The organism is Pararhizobium capsulatum DSM 1112 (genome assembly GCF_030814475.1).
Lineage (GTDB): Bacteria > Pseudomonadota > Alphaproteobacteria > Rhizobiales > Rhizobiaceae > Pararhizobium > Pararhizobium capsulatum.
On the sequence record NZ_JAUSVF010000002.1, the window covers coordinates 230728 to 249521 of the forward strand.

11 protein-coding genes and 1 pseudogene are annotated in these 18794 nt (G+C 60.5%); 6 read left to right on the forward strand and 6 right to left on the reverse strand.

Annotated features, from left to right (window positions below; translation table 11 throughout):
• Nucleotide 1: 1 nt before the first annotated feature.
• From QO002_RS21520 to QO002_RS21540, 5 genes are all read right to left on the reverse strand, one after another.
• Nucleotides 2-1396, reverse strand: a complete 1395-nt coding sequence (locus QO002_RS21520; RefSeq protein WP_307233754.1) for an HlyD family type I secretion periplasmic adaptor subunit — start codon at nucleotides 1394-1396, stop codon at nucleotides 2-4.
• Nucleotides 1393-3537 carry a peptidase domain-containing ABC transporter gene (locus tag QO002_RS21525; protein ID WP_307233755.1) on the reverse strand — a complete coding sequence of 715 codons (2145 nt, stop codon included), beginning with the start codon at nucleotides 3535-3537 and terminating at the stop codon, nucleotides 1393-1395. Before QO002_RS21525 ends, QO002_RS21520 begins: the two co-directional genes overlap by 4 nt.
• Nucleotides 3538-3567: 30 nt before the next feature.
• On the reverse strand, nucleotides 3568-3876 hold the full coding sequence (locus QO002_RS21530) for a hypothetical protein (RefSeq protein WP_307233756.1): 309 nt from the start codon (nucleotides 3874-3876) through the stop codon (nucleotides 3568-3570).
• Nucleotides 3877-3907: 31 nt separating this feature from the next.
• Nucleotides 3908-5122 (reverse strand): GTP-binding protein, encoded by a 1215-nt coding sequence (locus tag QO002_RS21535; RefSeq protein WP_307233757.1) that lies wholly within the window; start codon nucleotides 5120-5122, stop codon nucleotides 3908-3910.
• A 113-nt stretch (nucleotides 5123-5235) separates the two neighbouring features.
• The gene (locus QO002_RS21540; protein ID WP_307233758.1) at nucleotides 5236-9588 is read right to left on the reverse strand and encodes a DUF4082 domain-containing protein; all 4353 of its coding nucleotides are present in this window, start codon (nucleotides 9586-9588) and stop codon (nucleotides 5236-5238) included.
• A gap of 507 nt (nucleotides 9589-10095) precedes the next feature.
• On the opposite strand from QO002_RS21540, the gene QO002_RS21545 reads away from it, so the two are divergent.
• The 5 genes and pseudogenes from QO002_RS21545 to QO002_RS21565 all read left to right on the forward strand — a co-directional run.
• Complete coding sequence (locus QO002_RS21545; protein ID WP_370878566.1) at nucleotides 10096-13170, forward strand: ATP-binding protein; 3075 nt, start codon at nucleotides 10096-10098, stop codon at nucleotides 13168-13170.
• Nucleotides 13171-13294: 124 nt separating this feature from the next.
• Nucleotides 13295-14380, forward strand: coding sequence for a YcaO-like family protein (locus tag QO002_RS21550; protein WP_307233759.1), 1086 nt, complete (start codon nucleotides 13295-13297; stop codon nucleotides 14378-14380).
• A gap of 7 nt (nucleotides 14381-14387) precedes the next feature.
• The gene (locus QO002_RS21555) at nucleotides 14388-15143 is read left to right on the forward strand and encodes a TfuA-like protein (RefSeq protein ID WP_307233760.1); all 756 of its coding nucleotides are present in this window, start codon (nucleotides 14388-14390) and stop codon (nucleotides 15141-15143) included.
• 44 nt (nucleotides 15144-15187) lie between these two features.
• Nucleotides 15188-16372, forward strand: coding sequence for a gluzincin family metallopeptidase (locus tag QO002_RS21560; RefSeq protein ID WP_307233761.1), 1185 nt, complete (start codon nucleotides 15188-15190; stop codon nucleotides 16370-16372).
• A gap of 238 nt (nucleotides 16373-16610) precedes the next feature.
• A pseudogene (locus QO002_RS21565) lies at nucleotides 16611-16916 on the forward strand (hypothetical protein); the annotation flags it as partial.
• Between the two features lie 122 nt (nucleotides 16917-17038).
• Here the strand turns inward: QO002_RS21565 and QO002_RS21570 are convergent.
• On the reverse strand, nucleotides 17039-17281 hold the full coding sequence (locus QO002_RS21570; RefSeq protein WP_307233762.1) for a hypothetical protein: 243 nt from the start codon (nucleotides 17279-17281) through the stop codon (nucleotides 17039-17041).
• Nucleotides 17282-18255: 974 nt separating this feature from the next.
• Between QO002_RS21570 and QO002_RS21575 the strand changes: the two genes are divergently transcribed.
• The gene (locus QO002_RS21575) at nucleotides 18256-18459 is read left to right on the forward strand and encodes a hypothetical protein (protein ID WP_307233763.1); all 204 of its coding nucleotides are present in this window, start codon (nucleotides 18256-18258) and stop codon (nucleotides 18457-18459) included.
• Nucleotides 18460-18794: the final 335 nt, after the last annotated feature.

An 18794-nucleotide genomic window follows, 5' to 3' on the forward strand; every position in this document is an offset into this window, starting at 1 on the left:
GTTACGGTTCGCGGATTGCGGTGTCGAGCCCACGCAGCAGCGGATAGAGGAAATAGGAGATCACCGTGCGGTGACCGACCTTCACCTCCGCCGATACCGTCATGCCCGGCAGCAGCCGCACCGGCTCCCCACCTGTGTGAAGGGCGGTATCGGAGAGCAGCACGCGGGCCTTGTAGAACGGCCCGACCCTTCCGGCGGAGCGATCCTGGTCGGTTGGGGAGAACGCATCCTGACTGATCACCCGCACCGTGCCGGAGGCGGTGCCGTATTTCTGGAACGGATAGGCATCCAGCTTGACGCGTGCCTGCTTGTCGATCGCGATACGACCGATATCCTGGGTACTGATCGCCACCTCCGCTTCGAGCGGAGCATTCAGGGGCACCAGCGTCACGATAGGCTCGGCCTCCCGGACCACGGAGCCGATCGAGCGTTGCGCGAGGTCGAGAACGACCGCGTCCGCCGGCGCTGAGAGCGTCACCATGCTGCGGCGTAGCGCCATCTTCTTGAGTTCTTCCTCGGCGGTGTTGCGCTGGTTGCGCAGTTCCACCAGCTGCTCCATCGATGCACGCCTGAAATCCTCGACAAAGGCCTGCCGTTCGGCTGTCAGCTTTGCCAGCGAATGGGCCGCTTCGTCCGCCTTTCCTTTCACGACGGTCAGATCGGAATCGACATCGAGGCGGGCGTCGCGTGAGCCCAGAAAAGCGACTAGCGAGCCGGTTTCGTTGCGAAACAAGGTCTCGCGGGCCTTTTCGATCTGGACGAGGTTGTCGCGGCGATCGGCGAGAACCAGTTGCTGCTTCTCTCCGGCCGAGATTGCCGCGGCCTGTCCGGCGATCTGCTGCTGGAAGTTCTGGAGTTGCGCCACGAAAAAGGCACGTCTCTGGCCAAAAAGCTGCACCTGCAGCATTTCGTCGGCAGAGTTGCCGGCAAGCTTCGTATAGTCGGTATTCGCAAGCTCGGACTCGATGCGTTTGACCTGCGCGTCAAGGGCCGCGAATTTGGTATGCTGCTGATCGACATCCGCCTGGCTGAAAGTTGCATCGAGCGTGGCGAGCCGCTGGCCGGCCTTGACGATCTCGCCGGTCGTGACATCGATCGACCGGATGATGGAGGTTTCCAGCGGCTGCACGACGATCGTCGGCCGCGTGGTGATCAGTTTTCCGGGGGCGATGACGACCTCGTCGATTTCAGAGACCGATGCCCAGGTCACGGCGACGGCGATCAGGGCCGTGACCCCATAGAGCGTCAGGCGGGCGATCCTCGGAGGCGCACGCTCTTCCAGTTCCACCGCATCCGACTGGAATTCCGCGATGACCTGCGGTCGCGGACGCTGGACCACGATTTCGGAGGCGGGTTTCGCCACCGGGACGGGGAGGTTTTTCGGATTGTTGCTCATGCGGACTGCCTCGTTTGCTGGCTCCACAGATGGCGATAGGTGATGCAGCGCGAAACGAGCTGATCGTGCCGGCCGATATCGGCAATCTTGCCGCGGTCGATCACCAGGATCGCATCGGCATCGACGAGGGTGGAGAGCCTGTGGGAAACAATGACGACCGTGCGCCCTGCGGCGATCTTGCCAAGGTTCTGGCGCACGATCGCCTCGCTGTCGGGATCGAGCGCGCTGGTGGCTTCGTCGAGGATGAGGAGCTTCGGATCGGTGATCAGCGCGCGGGCGATCGCCAGCCGCTGCCTCTGTCCGCCGGAAAGGTTGGATGCGTTTTCCTCCAGCATGGATTCGAAGCCGCGCGGCAGCCGCTCGATGAATTCCTCGGCGCCGGCGATGCGTGCGGCGGCGATCACTTCCTCGATGCTGGCATCCGGCTTGGCGGCGGCGATGTTTTCACGCACCGTGCCGCGAAACAGGAAGTTGTCCTGCAGCACGACGCCGATGCTGGTGCGCAAGTGGGAAAGATCGATTTCCCGGCTGTCATAGCCGTCGATGCGGATGATCCCCTGCTGGTTCTGGTAAAGTCCCTGGATCAGCCGGGTCACAGTCGTTTTGCCCGAGCCGCTCTTGCCGACCACGCCAAAGACCGAACCGGCGGGGATCGTGAACGAGACGTCGTCGAGCGCCGGTGGGCCGTCGCTTCCATAGCGGAAGGTGACCTTGTCGAAATCGATCCGACCCTTGAGTTCAGGCCTGATGCCACGGCCGCGACCAAATTGTTCCGGCTTCTGGTTCATGATCTCGCCGAGCATGCGCACCGACAGCGCCACCTCCTGGTACTCGTGAACCATAGTGACGATCTGCACCAGTGGACCCGAGACGCGGCCGGCCAGCATGTTGAAGGCGACCAGCGCGCCGATGGTCATCGCGCCGCTGAACACGTCGAGTGCACCGAGGCCGATGATGGCGACGCCCATCAGCTTCTCGAGCAGCCCGGTCAGCGCCTGTGCGACGGTCGATATCTTGTCGACGCGAAAGCGTACGGAAATGGTTTCGGCCGACCGGTCGTCCCAGACGCGCCGCTGGCGCGGCTCGAGCGCGAGAGACTTGACCGTCCGCATGCCGTGCACAGTCTCCACGAGAAGCGCCTGCCGCTCGCCTTCGGCCTGATAGAGGGATTGCAGCCGTCGCTGAAAGGGGCCGACCAGCACCATGACCACGAGGCCGACGAGGGCTGCAAAGCCGAGCACCACGAAGGTCAGCTTGACGCTGTAGAGAAGCAGAATAGGGATGAAGACGAGGAGCGAGAAGGCGTCGAGCAGCGTCAGGAAGAGGCGACCGGTCAGGAACTCGCGGATACGCCCCGTCTGTTGCATATGCTTGACCAGTACGCCGGCGGAGGCCTGCTCGAACAGGGCAATCGGCAGGTTCAGCAGATGACCGAAGGTGCGTGTCGCAACGCGGATGTCGATCTTGTTGGTTGCGTAGAGCAGCAGGTAACGCCTCAGGAAGGTGAAGGCGGCATCGAAGATCAGCGCGATGCCGATCCCGATGGTCAGAACCACCAGGGTCGAATAGCTCTGGTGCACCAGCACCTTGTCGATGACGAGCTGGAAGAAGATCGGCGTCGCCAGACCAAGCCCGTAGAGAACAAAGGCTGCAAGCGCCACGTCGCGCAGGAGACTGCGCTGCCTGGCGATCTCCGGCAAAAACCAGCGGAAGCCGAAGGGCTGGTCCTCATCGGAGAGGCGATAGTCGCGTTTCATCAGGATGGCATTTCCATGCCAGGACCGGGTGAACTGCTCCTGCCCCAGAATGATGAATTCCGGGCGTTGCGCCAGCGGATCGAGCACCTTGACGCGCGCGTCCTCGCCTTCGCCTGCGGCATCGGCAACGATCACCCAGTTGCCGTTTTCCAGCTGGACGAGCAGCGGATAGGCGCCGCCCAGCTGGAAAAGCGATTGCCATGTCAGCTGCACGCTTTTCGCCTTGAGACCGGCGTCCTTGGCCATGCGCAGGATCTGCCGGATGGGAACCGCCTGCTCCCCGATCGCGTAGTCGTGCACCAGCCTTTCCGGAGAAAGGTCGATGCCGTGATGGCGGGCGACGAGCGCCAGGCACTGCAAGTTCGTGTGCGCAAAAGTCGTCATGTCGTCACCCGCGATCCCAGGCATGTCCGGTCAGTTGAAATTTGGCGATGCGTTGCCCGACAGGACCGATCCTGATGCGGCATCGGCTGTGGCGAGCGGCGGAACCTCGGTCATCCGGCGGATTGCGCCTGCATCGACCAAGCCATTCAGCGCCTTCTGCATCAGATCGACAGCGTTTGCGAAGGCATCGACCGGCATGATGATCCGTTGCCGGAAGACGGGACGCGGATTGTTGCTGGCGTCCCGCTCGGTTGCCGAGAGCGACATCAGGTCGATCCTGACGATCGTTCCGGTAACGGTAATTTCACCAATGCCGTCGGCGTAGAGTTCGTTTGTCATCGTAATCTCCGTAGCTGGGTTCAGAAAGTAATCAGGCTGCATGGGTCTGGTGCCATGGTGGGAATGGGTCCGGCAGGTCGCGGCCGATCCTCGGGTCGAAACTGGTTTCCTGGCCGATCAGGCAGGCATCGAGGGTCTGGCGGATATTGCTCTCGTCCAGATCGATGCCGATGAAGACGAGCTCCTGCCGCCGGTCGCCCCAGATCGGGCTCCAGTGGCGCTCCATCAGGGCGTTGAATTGTGGGTGGCGCGGCCAATGGGCGCGCGGAACCGTTGCCCACCAGAAACCCTTCGCGTCCACCCGTCGCTGAATGCCGGCAATCGACATCAGGCCGATCCATTCGGGGCGTGTGGCCAGCCAGAAATGCCCCTTGGCGCGAATGAGACCCGGCTGGTTGGTATCGAGAAAATCCTGAAATTTCGTTGGATCGAAAGGACGGCGCGCCCGATAGACAAAACTGCCGATACCGTATTCTTCGGTTTCGGGGTGATGATCGCCCCAGCCGTAGAGTTCCTTGTGCCACAGCGGGTGGCGGGCAGATTTGGCCTCGCTGAACAGCCGGGTATCCAGCACGGATTCGAGCGGCAGGAACCCGAAGTCGGTTTCGATGACCCGCGCATCCGGGTTAAGCGCGGCGACGATGGCGCGCACGGTCGACCGCTCCCATATGCTGACATCGGAGATCTTGTTGATGACGACGACATCGGCGAATTCGATCTGTTCGACCAGGAGATCGACCAGTGTGCGGTTGTCGGTGTCGTCGCGCGTCTCGCCGCGGTCTTTCAGGAAATCGGTGCTGGAATAGTCCGAGAGCAGGTTTGCGGCATCGACGACCGACACCATGGTGTCCAGCCGGGCGATATCGCTTAAGGCCGCTCCGGTCTCGTCCCGGAAGGAGAAGGTGGCTGCAATCGGCAACGGTTCGGCAATACCGGTGCTTTCGATCAGGAGGTAATCGAAGCGTCGCTCCGCAGCGAGCCTTCGCACTTCGCTCAGAAGATCGTCGCGAAGCGTGCAGCAGATGCAGCCATTGCTGAGCTCGACCAGTGTTTCGTTGGTGCGCGAAAGATCGCTGCCGCCGTCGCGAATGAGATCGGCATCGATGTTGACCTCGCTCATATCGTTGACGATCACGGCAACGCGAAGACCTTCGCGGTTGCAGAGCACATGGTTCAGGATCGTGGTTTTGCCCGAACCAAGAAAACCCGCCAGAACCGTTACCGGGAGACGATCGTCGACTGTCATGCGCACCCTCTTGAAGTTGGTTTTATTTTAAGAGTTTCGCGATCTTTTCGATTCGCTTGTATTTTTTAAGTATTTGTTTTCACATGTATTATTCCGTCGCGGCACGACCCGCTTCAGGCTGCCAGCTGAGGTCTGAAGGCAACGTCGATGTAGTAGTTCGTGCTGTTGTAGGTGCTGCCGGGGAAGAGGCCGCTTGTGCCGTAGGCATAGACGCCGTTACCGCCGCTGAGAGCGGAGGAGAGCGCATGCAGGTTCTGGTTGGCGACGCTGGTGCTGAAGAAATTGCCGGTAGCGGAGTAATTTCCATTCGTGCTGTAGGAAACGACGTAGGTGGTGTTGGCGGTGATGGCGACCTGGTTGGACAGGTTGACGGTTTGCCAGCCGCTGGCGCTCTCGTTGGTGAAGTTCGCACTTGCAAGCAGCGTCCCGCTCGACGTCCAGAGGTAACCGGTATGCGGCCCGGTGTTGCTCGGCCCCTTGTAGAATTTGATGCCGGTTACCCAGCCCGATACGTCCGCCTGGAACTTCATGCCGAGGTTGACGGGGCTGTTGTCATTGACCGTGACCGTGGCTGGCGTGGTGGTTTCCGAGAACAGGTTCTGAACATTGCCCTGCGGTGCAACGACCAGAGACACCTGTGCCGACGATGTGCCGCCGCGTCCGTCGGAGATCGCGTAGTTGAAGGTCGCCGTGCCTGAAAACCCGGTCGTTGGCGTGAAGGTGACCATGTTGGTCTGGCCATTGAACGCGACGCTGCCATTGACCGCGTTGCTGACACCGGTGATCGTCAGCGGGTCGCCATCCGCATCATTGTCGTTGGCGAGAAGAACCGATGCCTGGATCGTAACCGGCGTATTGGCCTGCGCGGGAATGCCGGGGTCGTTTCCGGCGACCGGCGCGGTGTTCTGTGTCGGTCGCTCAAAGAGGACATCGACCCAATAATTGGAGGCGTTATAGCTTCCGCCGGGGAAGATGCCGTTTGCGCCATAGGCGTAGACGCCGTTTCCGCCGCTGGACGAACTTGACGGCGCGGTGAGCGGACCGTTGGTGCGGCTGGCATTGAAATAGTTGGGGCTGACGGCGTAATTGCCGTTGGAGTGGTAGCTTGCGACATAGGTGGTGCCGGCAGTAATCGTGACGGGCTGCGAGAAGGTCACAGTCTGCCAGCCGGCCGTCGTTTCGTTGGTAAAGGTAGCTGTCGCCAGCCGCGTGCCGGTGGTGCTCCAAAGCGATCCGGTGTGCGTGCCGGTATCGAGGGCGCTCTTGTAGTAACGGATCCCGGTGATCTGGCCCTGGGCCGAGGCAACGAACTTCATTCCGAGTTCGACCTGGCTTGGATCGTTCACCGAGGTCATTGCCGGGGTGTCGGAGGTGCTGAACAGGCTGACGGCCGTCGAGGGTGGATTGACGGTGAGGTTAACGGTGGCTGACGCGGTGCCGCCACGACCGTCCGAGATCGCGTAGGTGAAGCGGGCCGCGCCGGTAAAGCCTGTCGTCGGTGTAAAGGTGAAGGTCCTGCTCTGCGTATCGTAGTTGACCGAGCCGTTGACGGCCCCGTTTGCGCCGGTGACCGAGAGCGTGTCTCCATCGATGTCCGTGTCGTTGGCGAGGACCTGCGCGGCTGTGATGGTCATAGCCGCGTTCTGGACGCCAACGAAGCCGTTGTCGTTGCTTGCGACCGGGGCGGCGTTGACCCCGGACGGGTTGAAGACCACATCGACCCAGTAATTGGTGCCGTTGAAGCTGTTGCCGGGAAAGACCGTACTGCTCCCATAGGCGTAGACGCCGCCGCCCTGATCGACCTTGAGCGAACCATTGGTATAGGCCGAGTTGAAATACTGGTCGGTCGCCGAATAGTAGCCGTTGGTGTGATAGGAGGCGACATAGGTCGTGCCGGCCGCGATCTGAATCGGGCTGTTGAATTTGACGGTCTGCCAACCCGAGATCGGTTCTCCGGTAGAGATGCCGGTCGCCAGCAGCGAACCATCGGTCTTCCACAGGCTGACTTTGTGTTCCCCGGTATTGTAGAACCCCTTGAAGAAGCGGATCGCCTCGACCGAACCACTGGTCGTTGACTGGAAGCGAACGCCGAGTTCGACGCCGTCGCGGTCAAGAGCGGTTTCGACTGCGGGTTTTGCCGCAAGGGTCCAGAGGCTTGAGCTGATGGGCAGGTTGACCGTGACCTGCTTGCCGGTCGAGGGCGTTTCGAGGTTGACGCTGTCATCGACGGCGCGGGACTTGATGGTGTATGTGCCGCTCGCCTGAACGACCCAGCTATAGCTCCAGTTTTCCCGGCCGGTGGCCTTGAACCAGTGCGCGCCACCATCGGTGGAAACTTCTATGCCGGCGATGATGCCGCCGCCCGAATCCTGGGCTGTCCCGGTCACGGTGACCCGCTGGCCCTCGACGAAACTGGCGCCGACGGTGGGTGACGTGATGGTGGAGACCGGCTGGATATGGTCCGGCGATTGCGTGGCAAGGATGAGGCTCGCATCGATCGTCGATGGCTGGATGCCCATGTCGGCAAACATGTTGACCATCGACTGCTGGACATTGCGGTCCGTGGCTGTCGTGGGACCTTCGTGATCGGCATTCAGCCCCCAGGACCAGAAGACGGTGCCGGCACCGAAGACCAATGCGCCGCTTTCGGCGCGGTACATGGTCAGGCTGTGAGTGGCGTCGGCCGAGCCGACAGTGGTGCCGTAATCACGCAGATACGTGTCGACGGAGACCGTCGAGAGCGACAGATTGACGAGGCCGGCCGGCCGGAAGCCGTTTTCGACATCCGAATCCCATTCATAGCCCAGCAGGTTCTGCGCCAGTTGCAGCGTCTGGCCCGGCTGCAGATTGGCAACGTCGGTGTTGCGCCAGAAGCGAAGCTTGGAAAAATCGTATGGGACCGAGATTGCGTCCTGACGGTAGCTGTCCACCGTGAACATCGTGCCCGTCAGGGCGTTTTCGGGCTTCTGCCCGGGATCGGCAAAGCGTGGATCGCGCCAGGTTCCCGTGTTGACATTGCTCGGGTCGGTGCTCGTGCCCCAGGTCTCCTTGTAGCAGACCATGGTGCGATAAGCGGTGCCATTGCCGTCGATGCTGTTTTCCCAGCGAACCTTCCAGTAGCACTCGTTGCCGCTCCAGAAGGCAAGGTTGACGCCTGCGTCGCGGGCTGCCTCGACATTGGTGCGCTGTTCGGCCGACCAGTATTCGTCATGGCCCACCGAAAGGAACGCCTTGTGATTGAGCAGCTGGCTGCCGCTGCGGGTCGCATCGACGCCGGAGATGTAGGAAACGTCGTAGCCGTTCTGCTCCATCCACTGGATGGCGGAATGCTCGACGCCGAAGATGAAATCGTGGGTGCCGCCCACCGGGCTGGTGTTGGTGATCATCGGCCGGTTGTAGCTGACCGCCGATGCGCGGCCGATAGCGGTCAGGCCGCAGCTGCAATTGGGCGGCAGGTAGCCGATCATGTCAGCGGGATCGACGGGGACCTCGCCGTAGTAGAGGCTTGCGCCGCCCCAGGCATTGTAGGCCTGCCAGGTCGTATCGGAGGTCTGGAACACGACGTCGCTGGTGGAGCCGTCCTCGCGCACGACGAACGGGACGAGGCTTTCGCCTTCGGTGCCGTCCTCGCGCACCAGCTTGGCGAAATAGACGCCGGAGACGGCATCCTGCGGAATGGTCCAGCTTGCCGAGACCGACCAGTTTCCGCAATCAATCAACCCGAGCGACATATCGACGATCGGGTGCGGCTGGATCTGCGCTGTCGTCAGCGACTTGTCGATGCTGTCGACCTTGCGGGCGCCATCGCCGCCGTAATAGCCGAGCCGGTAGATGTCGATGCGGTAGTGGGTCGAATCCGTCGCGATCTTGAAGTTGACGGTCTGGCCGACATTGGTGCTGATTTCGGTTGCAAAGCCCTGGATATTGCCGTCGCCGTCGCCGTCGATCTCCCACTCGCTTCTCGGCGTACCCTGTTTCATATTTTCGAGAACGATCTTGTTCGTTGTCGTCGCGGCCGCCGCTGCTGCAGTTGGCGTGGCGTCATCGGACAGGGCGGTAAAGCTGCGGGCTACGGTTGCGGGGCCGACCGGGAGCACGACCGCCTTGGATTGCAGGGTGGTTTCCGGCAATGCCGGGGCAGCGTCTGCCGCGGCCGAGGAGGGAAGGTTGGCAAGCAGCACACGATCGTCCGTGGCGCCGACGTTTTGTGCCGGGCTGGTGTCAACCACCGCCGACAACACGCCGGCGGTGGTGGCAGACTTCACAGGGCCGGGCGCGAAGTCTGCGGTAAAGGTGGAAGCTGTTTTTGACGTCAGTCCATCGGCGGCGCGATAGATCGATGTGACATCGGCGGTATCTGCGGAAGAACTCCCGCCACTCGAATCGGCGCCGGTGGCGCTGTATACGCCGCTGATGCCAGCGGAGGCACTGAGGTAGTTGTCGTCTTTGATCGTGATTCTCAACATGCGCCACCGCCCCGATCGCTGTTTGCACCCCGTAGCATTGGGGTAACCTTGATCGTGAGTGTGACAAGTTTTTGCCGTCCTTGAACGACACCAATCGGTGGTATCGCGTGCGAAGGTGATATCCACCTATGTGATGATGAGGCGCATTCGGCTCGGCTGTTTGTACGGGCAAACCAACCGAAACACCGTTGGAGTACATTAAGGGTTAGCTTGAAGCCCTCTGCGAAGGAGGTTTTCGTCGCGGCAGAGGAGATTCGCGAAGGGGATACCTAGAGAATGTCTGGTTCAGATTGAACCAGACATCCTCTAGATTCTTGTGTTTCCGTTTGTCTTTTCGGGAAAACCGGTTTCCATCTTTCCCTGACAAACTCTAACGGTGCATCCGAGCCGATCGCCTCCGATCCGGGCGGAAAGATGCTCGGCGGAAGGCTTCAATCTAACTCTGAAAGGCTCTAGGATACCGGAAGAGGCAGAAACCACCAGGCGTTGCGAGTGTGGGGGATCGAAGTGCCGCGTTCAGGTGAAAATACCGGGGGACTTCGGAAGGCAAGGCAATCGGCTGGCGTTGGACGGCAGATCGGTGCGGCCGGTGAACGGCGCATCGTGTCGGCGCTCTGCTACGACATGGTCGGTTCGACAGACCTGTTTCAAAGACTGGATATCGAGGATTACAGCGAACTGATTGCCGCGGTTCAAGCGGCGGCAAAGCAGGCGATCACGTCCTGTTCCGGTGTTGTAAAGGTGATTGCAGGTGACGGCGGGCTTGCCCTTTTTCCCATCGAGCTCGGTGCCAAGGATGGTGCGTCGCTTGCCGTTCGCGCGGGGCTTGCCATTATCGATGCCTGCAAGCGGGCAGGGGCGAAATACGGTCATGGCGATGTGCGGCTGCGCGTGGGCGTGGCGACGTCCGTTGCATTGATCCATGCCCGGCAGGCGGATGGGTCGCAAGAACCGGTGACCGGGGCTGCCCTGGCGCTGGCGACACGGCTGGAGGCGCTGGCCGAGCCGGACACCGTTCTCGTTTCGGAGGAAACCCGAAATCTTGCCGGCCGCTCGCATGCCTTCGTGTTTCAGGGGACCCGCGCGCTCAAGGGTTTTGCGACCCCGCTCAGAGTATGGCGCGCATCCCCCCACCGTAAGGAAGTCGACAGGTTCTACGCTTTCGGCAATCTCATCGGACCCTTCATCGGGCGGGACGACGAACTTGAGGCGATAGCCAGCTGCTGGAGGAAAGTCTGCGATGGTACCGGTGAAATCCTCCTTTTGGAGGGTGAAGCCGGGCTGGGGAAGTCGCGGCTGCTGCGCGAAGTTCGCAAGATGACGCGGGATGCGCGGGTGAAGTCCTTCTTTTTTCAATGCTCCGTCGATGGCGCCCATTCGACGCTGCACCCTTTGATGCATGGTCTTCCCGGGCAGAGCGGGCAGCGGGGAACAACGGTTCGGCTGACCAGCTCGGCGGTTTCATCTCAGTTTGCGCGCAACGGCATCGATGATGTCGAGGCGGTTGACGTCTTTGCCCATATGCTGGGCGCCGACGGAGGGCACAGGCCGCTCTCGGATCTCAAACCGGGAGCCATCAGGGAAAGGGCACACCGGGCCGTTTTCCGGGCGCTTCAGGCGATGTGCAAAAACGGCCCGATCGTGCTGGCGGTCGAGGATATTCACTGGATCGACCCGACGTCCCAGGATCTCCTGACAGCGGCCATGGGGGCTGTCCAGCACCTTCCCGTCCTTCTCGTCATCACCTCGCGGCCGGTAAGGGAACGTGCATGGCTGGAGGATCACAGCCTGACCCGTCTCACGCTACGGCCGCTGACGGACGACGAGACCCGGCAGGCAATCGAAGCGATGTGGCCGAAGCATCGATCGGCCATGCTGGCGGAGTTTCTCGATGTTGCCGAACATATCTCGGGCGGTGTTCCTCTTTTCATAGAGGAAATATGCCAGTGGGCATCGGAGGGATTGAAGACCGATAGCATGAAACTGGCGAGCACGGTTTCGCCGGATCGTCTGTCTGCCTTCGAGAGCATCGTCGATGCGCGATTGAGCCAGGTAGGATCTGCGCGCGAAGTCGTTCGTGCCGGTGCCGTCGCGGGTTCCCGCTTCACGCTCGATCTTCTCAAGGAGATGTTGCCGGGGTTTAGCAGGAAAGCCCTGCTCGGCGCTGCAAACACGCTTTGCGATATGGGCTTGCTGAGCCGTCTGCGCATGCCCGGCCCAACCGCCTATGGCTTTCGCCATATGCTGATCCAGGAAACCATCTACAATACGCTGCTGCAGAAACAGAGGCGCGAGCTGCATCGCCGCCTGTTCAACGCTTGCCGGCAGATCGACAAGCTGGCCAGCTGGATGGATACGGGCGCGCTTGCGCAGCACGCCGAGTATGCAGGTCTTCTCGAAGATGCCGTCGGTCTGTTCATTGCGGCAGGCACGGATCATTCCAGCCGTTCCGCCCTGATCGAGGCGCGCCATCACCTGGAACATGCTCTGGCGCTCTGCGAACAGTTTGCCGAAGCGAACAAGGCCGAATTGCTGCAGCTTGCCGCCTTCGCGGCATTAGGCCCTATTCTGACGGGGACCGTGGGCATGGGGTCTCCGGCCGCCCGTGATCTCTACGAAAGAGGCATCGAGATCGCGCGACGGCAGCCTGTCGAAACCCAGCCTAGATGGTTTCCGATCTACTGGGGCTGGTGGCAGACGGGTGCAGATTTCCGCACGATGCATGATCGCGCCCTGCAGGTGCAATCGATACTCTCGGCCGTTAATGATCCAGAGATCCAGCTTCAGGTCAACCACAGCATCTGGGCGATCGATTTCAATCTTGGCCGGCACAGGGAAACCCAGGCTGCAATAGAAGCGGGGCTCGCTTTCTATGACGAGAGTGCGGCTAGGACAGGTCGAACCCTGTTCGGCGGACATGACGCAAAAGTTTGTGCGCTCGGTCAATTGGCGCTCTCCCTCTGGCTGACGGGGGATGTCGCGGGTTCGGACGCGGCACTGTCGGATATGATCTCCTTCGTCGACCGCATCTCGCATACGCCCAGCAAGGCACATTCGCTGGATACGGAGGCCGTTTCAGCCTTCTACCGGGATGATTACGAGGGACTGTCCGAGGTTGCCGCCAGCATGGCCGGGCTTTCGCGACAGCACGACATGCCGTCCCTGTTCGGCTTGTCGCAGCTTTTCGGCGGTTGGGCGGATGTGCACAGGGGCAAACTCGCCGATGGCTATGAAACGTTCCAGGAGGGCTTGTCTCTCCTGCGGGGCCTTGGCGCGGTTATCGATCTGCCGATCTATCTCTATATGCACGCTTCGATGCTGGGACTGGCCAGGGACTATGCGACAGCCATCGAGGTGGTGGGCGACGCCATCGAGAACACCAACGAAACCGGCCATCGCTACTGGCTCTCCGAGTTGTACCGGTGCCGGGCGGGTCTCAACAGCCACAACGGAGCGTCTGGGGACGTGATCGCGGAAGACCTTGTGGCCGCTTTCCATGTGGCTCGAAGCCAGGGAGCCGCCACCCTCCAGCGGCGTGCAGAGCAGACAGCCAGGGAGCTCGGCATTGTCCTTGAGCCTTGACCCTTGCCATCGGATCGCGGCCGGCCGGCTTTCCGGCGTCCCAGCCGATTTTTGCCGTTCACTCCTTGAGGGTTTTGACGTGCCTTTTGCCGCGCGGGTAGAAAGGACGGACGAAGATCGTTTTTTGCGTGACATCCTGCCAATCTGTAGCCGCGCCGGTGTCACCCGGCTGGGCGATCTGACCGGTCTCGACCATCTCGGCATTCCCGTCGCGCAGGCCGTGCGCCCGGTGGCCCTATCGGAAGTGACGTCGCTGGGTCGCGGCAAGACGCTGCAGCAGGCGGCCATCGGAGCCCTGATGGAGGCGATGGAACGGGTTTACGCGGAGGCGGTGCCGCCCGGGCGTGTTTTCGTCGCGACGGCGCAGGAGCTTGGGATTGCCGAGGGCGCGTTCGATACTCTTGCTTTACCGGAACGCAAGCGGGACTGGCGCAGTGTCGAGACGGCGTGGGTCCTCGGGCTCGATGTCGCAGGTGGTACCGAGATTCCCGTTCCGCTGGAGCTGGTCCATGCCTGCTATACCGAACCGCCTTTGCCCCATGACGGGCTGTTTCATCGAACGACCACCGGGCTTGCCTGTCACAGGACGGTGCACGAGGCCTTCCTTCATGGCCTGTTCGAATGTCTTGAACGGGACGCCTTGGCGCGTGCCTTCGCGACCCATGGGTTTTTCGACCGGATGCGGCTTGCGGCAGAGCGCCTTGATGGTGACGTGGGAACATGGTTGTCGATTTCGGCCGAGCACGGGATTGCAGCGGCATTCTGGAGCGCACCATCCCCGACGGGGGTTCCCGTGGTCTGGTGTCAGACGATTGAAACAGGCAGCGAGGCTCCGCTGCTCAGCCTCCCGACGGAAGGCTACGCGGCCGCGCCGACCCTGCCGCAAGCTATGGCCAACGCCTTGCTGGAAGCCCTCGTGACGCGGGCAGCGGTCATATCCGGGGCGCGGGACGATCTGACGGCGACCCATTATAGTCGCGCGCGCGCTGATATCGTTGCAACGGCGAGACAGCTCATTCTTGACGCGGGAAAGACAGAGAGCAGCGGATTGCAGGAAATCCCGGCTGTTCAATGCGCCAGCGATATTGTCGAACGTGTCACAGTAGTGGGGCTGGGAGCGGTGATCGCCGTTCCCGTAGGCTCTGACAGGGGTATCCATTGCGTGCGCACGGTTCTTTCGGCAGCACTTCCCCTTGCCGTCGTGCGGTGAGGCGGTGATGGCCGGAAGCGACACGCAAGGACCGCTCCTCGTCTTTCTCGGTCCCACGCTTCGGTTGGCGGATGCGCGCGAAATTCTCGATGCCGTCTATCTGCAGCCGGCCGGGCAGGGCGATATCCTGCTGGCCGCGCATGCCTTTCGCCCGCGCGCCATGCTACTGATCGACGGCCAGTTCGAGCATCGGCCGGCCGCTCGGCACAAGGAAATCCTGTGGGCGATGGCCCAAGGCATCGTCATGGTCGGGGCGGCCAGCATGGGCGCGCTGCGTGCTGCGGAACTGGCGCCTTGCGGCATGGTCGGCGTGGGCCTCGTCTATCGCTGGTACCGCCGCTGGCCGCTGGCCCCGGATGACGCGGTTGCAATCCAGTCGGCGCCGGCCGAACTCGGCTTCATGCCGTTGACCGATGCCCTGATCGACCTGCAGCGGACCTTTGCGATGCTGATGCGACGGGGCCTTATCTCGTGGAAGGAGCGGCAAGCGCTTGCCGCCATTGCCCGGACAACGGATTTTCGCCAGCGCACGCTCGAAAATGCGTTTTCCGAGGTGGGTCTTCTGGCGGAGAGATGTGCTGGCTTGCGATCGCAGATCATCCACCAGAAGGCTGTGGATGCCATACAATCCCTACGCCTTCTGCCGGATATCGTGAAGCGTCGGCAGGGCTCTCGCTCTCTGCAGCAGTGGCGTGTGACCAACACTATGCTGCGGGATCTGGAAGCCGCCAACATTGACATATCATTGATACATAAATACTAATAAAACCTATAGCTGCATGCCTCCGTTGGAAGAGATATTGTGCGATGAGCCCGTATCTGAACGCAGCCCCGGCAACATCGGATGCCCGCCTCGGCACACGGTTCTGGATTTATCCGCAACCACCCTTCATCCCCGGCTACGAGCAGCCGGATCGCGTCTGGCTGAACATTTCCCGCGACGATATTTCCGATGGTCCGAGCGACGGTTCGATGTATGTCGCCGATCCGCTTTTCGACAAGCAGCCCTATGGTCCCAGCGCGTTGCCGCCCTTTCTTGGACCATGTCGTGCACCGGCACGCGCGAGCATCGACCGGCATTTCGATCATCTCGATCCGCAGTCGCGCGCCTATCTCGGCGTCCATGCCTATGCCTGCGTGCATTTTGTTCTCGATGTCTGGCATAGCTATCTTGGCAGGCCAGTCGAATGGTTCTTCCGGGACGTCTACCCCCGGCTGGAGATCGTGCCGCTGGTGGACTGGCCAAATGCCCAGGCGGGGTATGGTTTCCTCGAACTCGGTTTCTCGGATGTCGGTGGCATACGCCGGCCCTACGCCCTGAATTTCGATAGCATCGCCCACGAAATGGGGCATCTCATCAGCCTGTCGGAGGCGGGTTTCCCGACGGGGCTTTCACGAGGCGACGACTTCTTCGTCTTTTCGGAGGCTTTTTCGGATTGCGTGTCGCTCATCTCGTTCCTGCACTTCGATTCTGCGATCGATCGTCTGCTGCGGCGGACCCGGGGCAACCTGCTCCTCTACAACGAACTCAACCGTTTCGCCGAGACGAGCCCCGAGACGCAGATCCGTCTTGCCACGAATTTTCGGCGCATGTCGGAGGTGACGCGCGAGGTTCACGATCGCGCGTTGCCGTTCATCGGCGCGGTCTTCGACAGCATCGTCGATGCCTATCATTTTCGGCTGGTGGAGAGCGGGTGCGCCGGGCAAAGCCTGATCGATACGGATCTGCGTGATCTCAGCCTGGGCGATTTCGATCGGTTTCACACCTTGACCGCCGATGCTTTCGCCGACGATCCGCTGGCGTTCAAGCGTGCCCTGATTGCTGCCCGTGACGATATCGGCCGCGCACTGGCGAGGTCGCTGAGGATGCTCGATCCCGACAATCTCAAGCTTGAACTTGCAGCAGCTGCAGTCGTGACTTCAGCGCGCGGTCATGCGGCGGACCGGCTGCGTGAGAATTTCATCTGGCGCGAAATCATCAATCCAACTTGAACCGTGGAAGGAAACGAAGATGAGCAGCTGCAGCGAGAACCCCTATGCGGGCATGCGTGACGAGGTCTTTAATCCCGGCGAGGTTCGCCTTTATGGACGCAGCCAGTTCAACCCACCTGACGGCCTGGGAGGTGAACCGGATGGGACCGGCCAGATCGCGGCGGATGGGAAGAAAATGCGGTTTCGCGCCGGCGAGGGCTATATCGCCATGGACATGCGACAGGATGCGGAGGCTGTCAGTGTCGGCATCATCTATGGTTATGCTTACGAGGGACATTGCTACAAGCTACCGAAGCCGCGCATCATGTATTTGCCGGTGGAACACCAGCCAATTGTCGGCGGTGATAGCGGCTGCGATTGCGGTTATGCGCCAGAGCTTGGCTATGTTGTCTGGGCGGTGGACAAGCTCGATCGTGTCATCGTCCTCGATATGCGCTCGGATGACGTAAAGACCCTGCTCCTGGAGGAGAATATGCCGGGCAACCGCTCACCGCAGGCCTATGCCCAAGCGATGGCGATGGCGCCTCAGCGAGGCCGGGAATAGGCGGGATGTCCCGCCCATCGCTTGAGAGAAATTCGCTCGCCGCAAACCGGTTTCGGCGGGAAGGCGTCACCGAAACGTATCAGGAGAGGCTTATATAATAAATACCGACGCCGATCGTGCGATCAATGGGCTGAGAAAAGCTGTGCAAGCGAGAGTCGTTCGGAAGGAGACAGGGAGGGGTCACTCTCTGCCTCATCGACGAGGCCAGCCTGCTCGATGCAAAAAGCATGGGCGGCAATTGCCGCTTCATCCTGGTCCTTGAAAGGACCGAGAACGGTCGAGTATTCCTCTATCGTCACCGACATCGTCCTGGTGTCATCGTTGTAGATGAAAGTTGCCCTCAGGGGGCGCCTACTTGTTGCCATTGGATCCTCTGAATCAATTCGCCGCTTCGATTTCGCGTATGCGTACGAGGTTTCTTTTCGTTTGAAACAGTAGGACCTATGTTTTTCTACGCGGGAGGTTGGCCTGTCATCTCCTGCCAACTTAATTGCGAAGACACGCAGCGCAAGTCGTTTTTTTGCTCCAGATGAACATGGTTTGCCTTTGTCTGGAAAACAACAATGCGTACCCATAGAAAAGGTTCCATGCGATCGTCACTTCAGTCGTGCGACCAGGCAACTGCATCGCTCGCGCATCGATTGCAGAGAAAAAATTCGCTGGCAGGTGATGTCGAACGTTGGAAGATCGCGCCGCAGTGAACGCATACGAGTTCCGTGGGGGGCGCCGAGCGACGTGGCTCCTCCGATTGATCTGCCAGCGCGCCCTTTTTGACCTTGCTCAACGGCTTTAGACTGACATCTCTTGGTTGATGGCTGCTGCATCCGGTCGCGGTGGGGGTGCCGATCCTATTGTCCGGCGTCTCAATCATCGGCAAGGGCTGGCGGTTTCCTTGTTCGTCGATCATTCCGGCAGAGCAAAGTTAAAACGCTCGACATCACGTGCGAGCGATATGGTTTGGCTGGACGTTCCGGATTGAAAAAGGGCCTCTTTCCCGGATCCGGAACAAACACGGATGCAAATCGTTTCTCAAGAACTTGGCAGAGGTAGAGACACGGCTCCAGACCCGGTAAATCTTGCTGATTAGACCCGCTGAATCGACCGTCAAGCAACCGTCCTATAACGTACCAAAAACGGCCTGCGGATATCGCTTGTTTATCCAACATTCCTCCCTTCGGGTTTAACCAGATTTCGGCTGGAAAAAACAAGAGAATTCTTAATACGATAGTGTACGATGGTTTCGCTATTTTCACGTGTGCATATGGCAAGATGAAAAATGCAGGCACGCCTTTCGTCGTGAAGGCCGAGTGCCTTCCCGTCCACTTGGTACAGGACCGCAATGACGTCACCGGATTCACCCGCAGCAAGATTTGAAATTCAGCGCTACGACAAAGTATGGGTCGTGACGGTTTACCAGTTCGACCATAGTGAGCATCGCTCCTTCCAGAGCCGCGACCAGGCGGCGGAATTTGGCAACGCACGCGTCAAGATTGCAGCACAAAGCCGACGTGGGCCGACGAGTCCTCCGGACAAGGAAGGCTGATCTGAAGACGGCCGGTCTCAAGAAAAATGCGATTTTGGCTTTCTTCCTGGAGTTTGTCAGGGAAAAGTGGGAACCGGTTTGTCCCTGACAATCGAAAACTAGCGAATGTCTGGTTCAATCTGAACATTCGCAAAGGGTCGTTTGCTATTTCTGCCCGAAGGCGCATAGTGGCTACATCTCGACAAGGGCGCCAGGCCCTTCTCCAGCAAAACAATCAGACATCGCAGCTATCCACTTGGTCGAAAACGTACATTCGCCCGTGTGATATGGCGCACCGACCTGCTTTGTCCCATAACCTGTCATGAATGAGTTGGCGTTTGGTCCTGCTGTGTAAT

Coding starts and splice junctions, on each gene's coding strand:
- QO002_RS21525 (WP_307233755.1), bottom strand. CDS start 3,537: ATGACGACTTTTGCGCACACGAACTTGCAGTGCCTGGCGCTCGTCGCC.
- QO002_RS21540 (WP_307233758.1), bottom strand. CDS start 9,588: ATGTTGAGAATCACGATCAAAGACGACAACTACCTCAGTGCCTCCGCT.
- QO002_RS21570 (WP_307233762.1), bottom strand. CDS start 17,281: ATGGCAACAAGTAGGCGCCCCCTGAGGGCAACTTTCATCTACAACGAT.
- QO002_RS21575 (WP_307233763.1), top strand. CDS start 18,256: ATGACGTCACCGGATTCACCCGCAGCAAGATTTGAAATTCAGCGCTAC.
- QO002_RS21555 (WP_307233760.1), top strand. CDS start 14,388: ATGGCCGGAAGCGACACGCAAGGACCGCTCCTCGTCTTTCTCGGTCCC.
- QO002_RS21560 (WP_307233761.1), top strand. CDS start 15,188: ATGAGCCCGTATCTGAACGCAGCCCCGGCAACATCGGATGCCCGCCTC.
- QO002_RS21530 (WP_307233756.1), bottom strand. CDS start 3,876: ATGACAAACGAACTCTACGCCGACGGCATTGGTGAAATTACCGTTACC.
- QO002_RS21520 (WP_307233754.1), bottom strand. CDS start 1,396: ATGAGCAACAATCCGAAAAACCTCCCCGTCCCGGTGGCGAAACCCGCC.
- QO002_RS21535 (WP_307233757.1), bottom strand. CDS start 5,122: ATGACAGTCGACGATCGTCTCCCGGTAACGGTTCTGGCGGGTTTTCTT.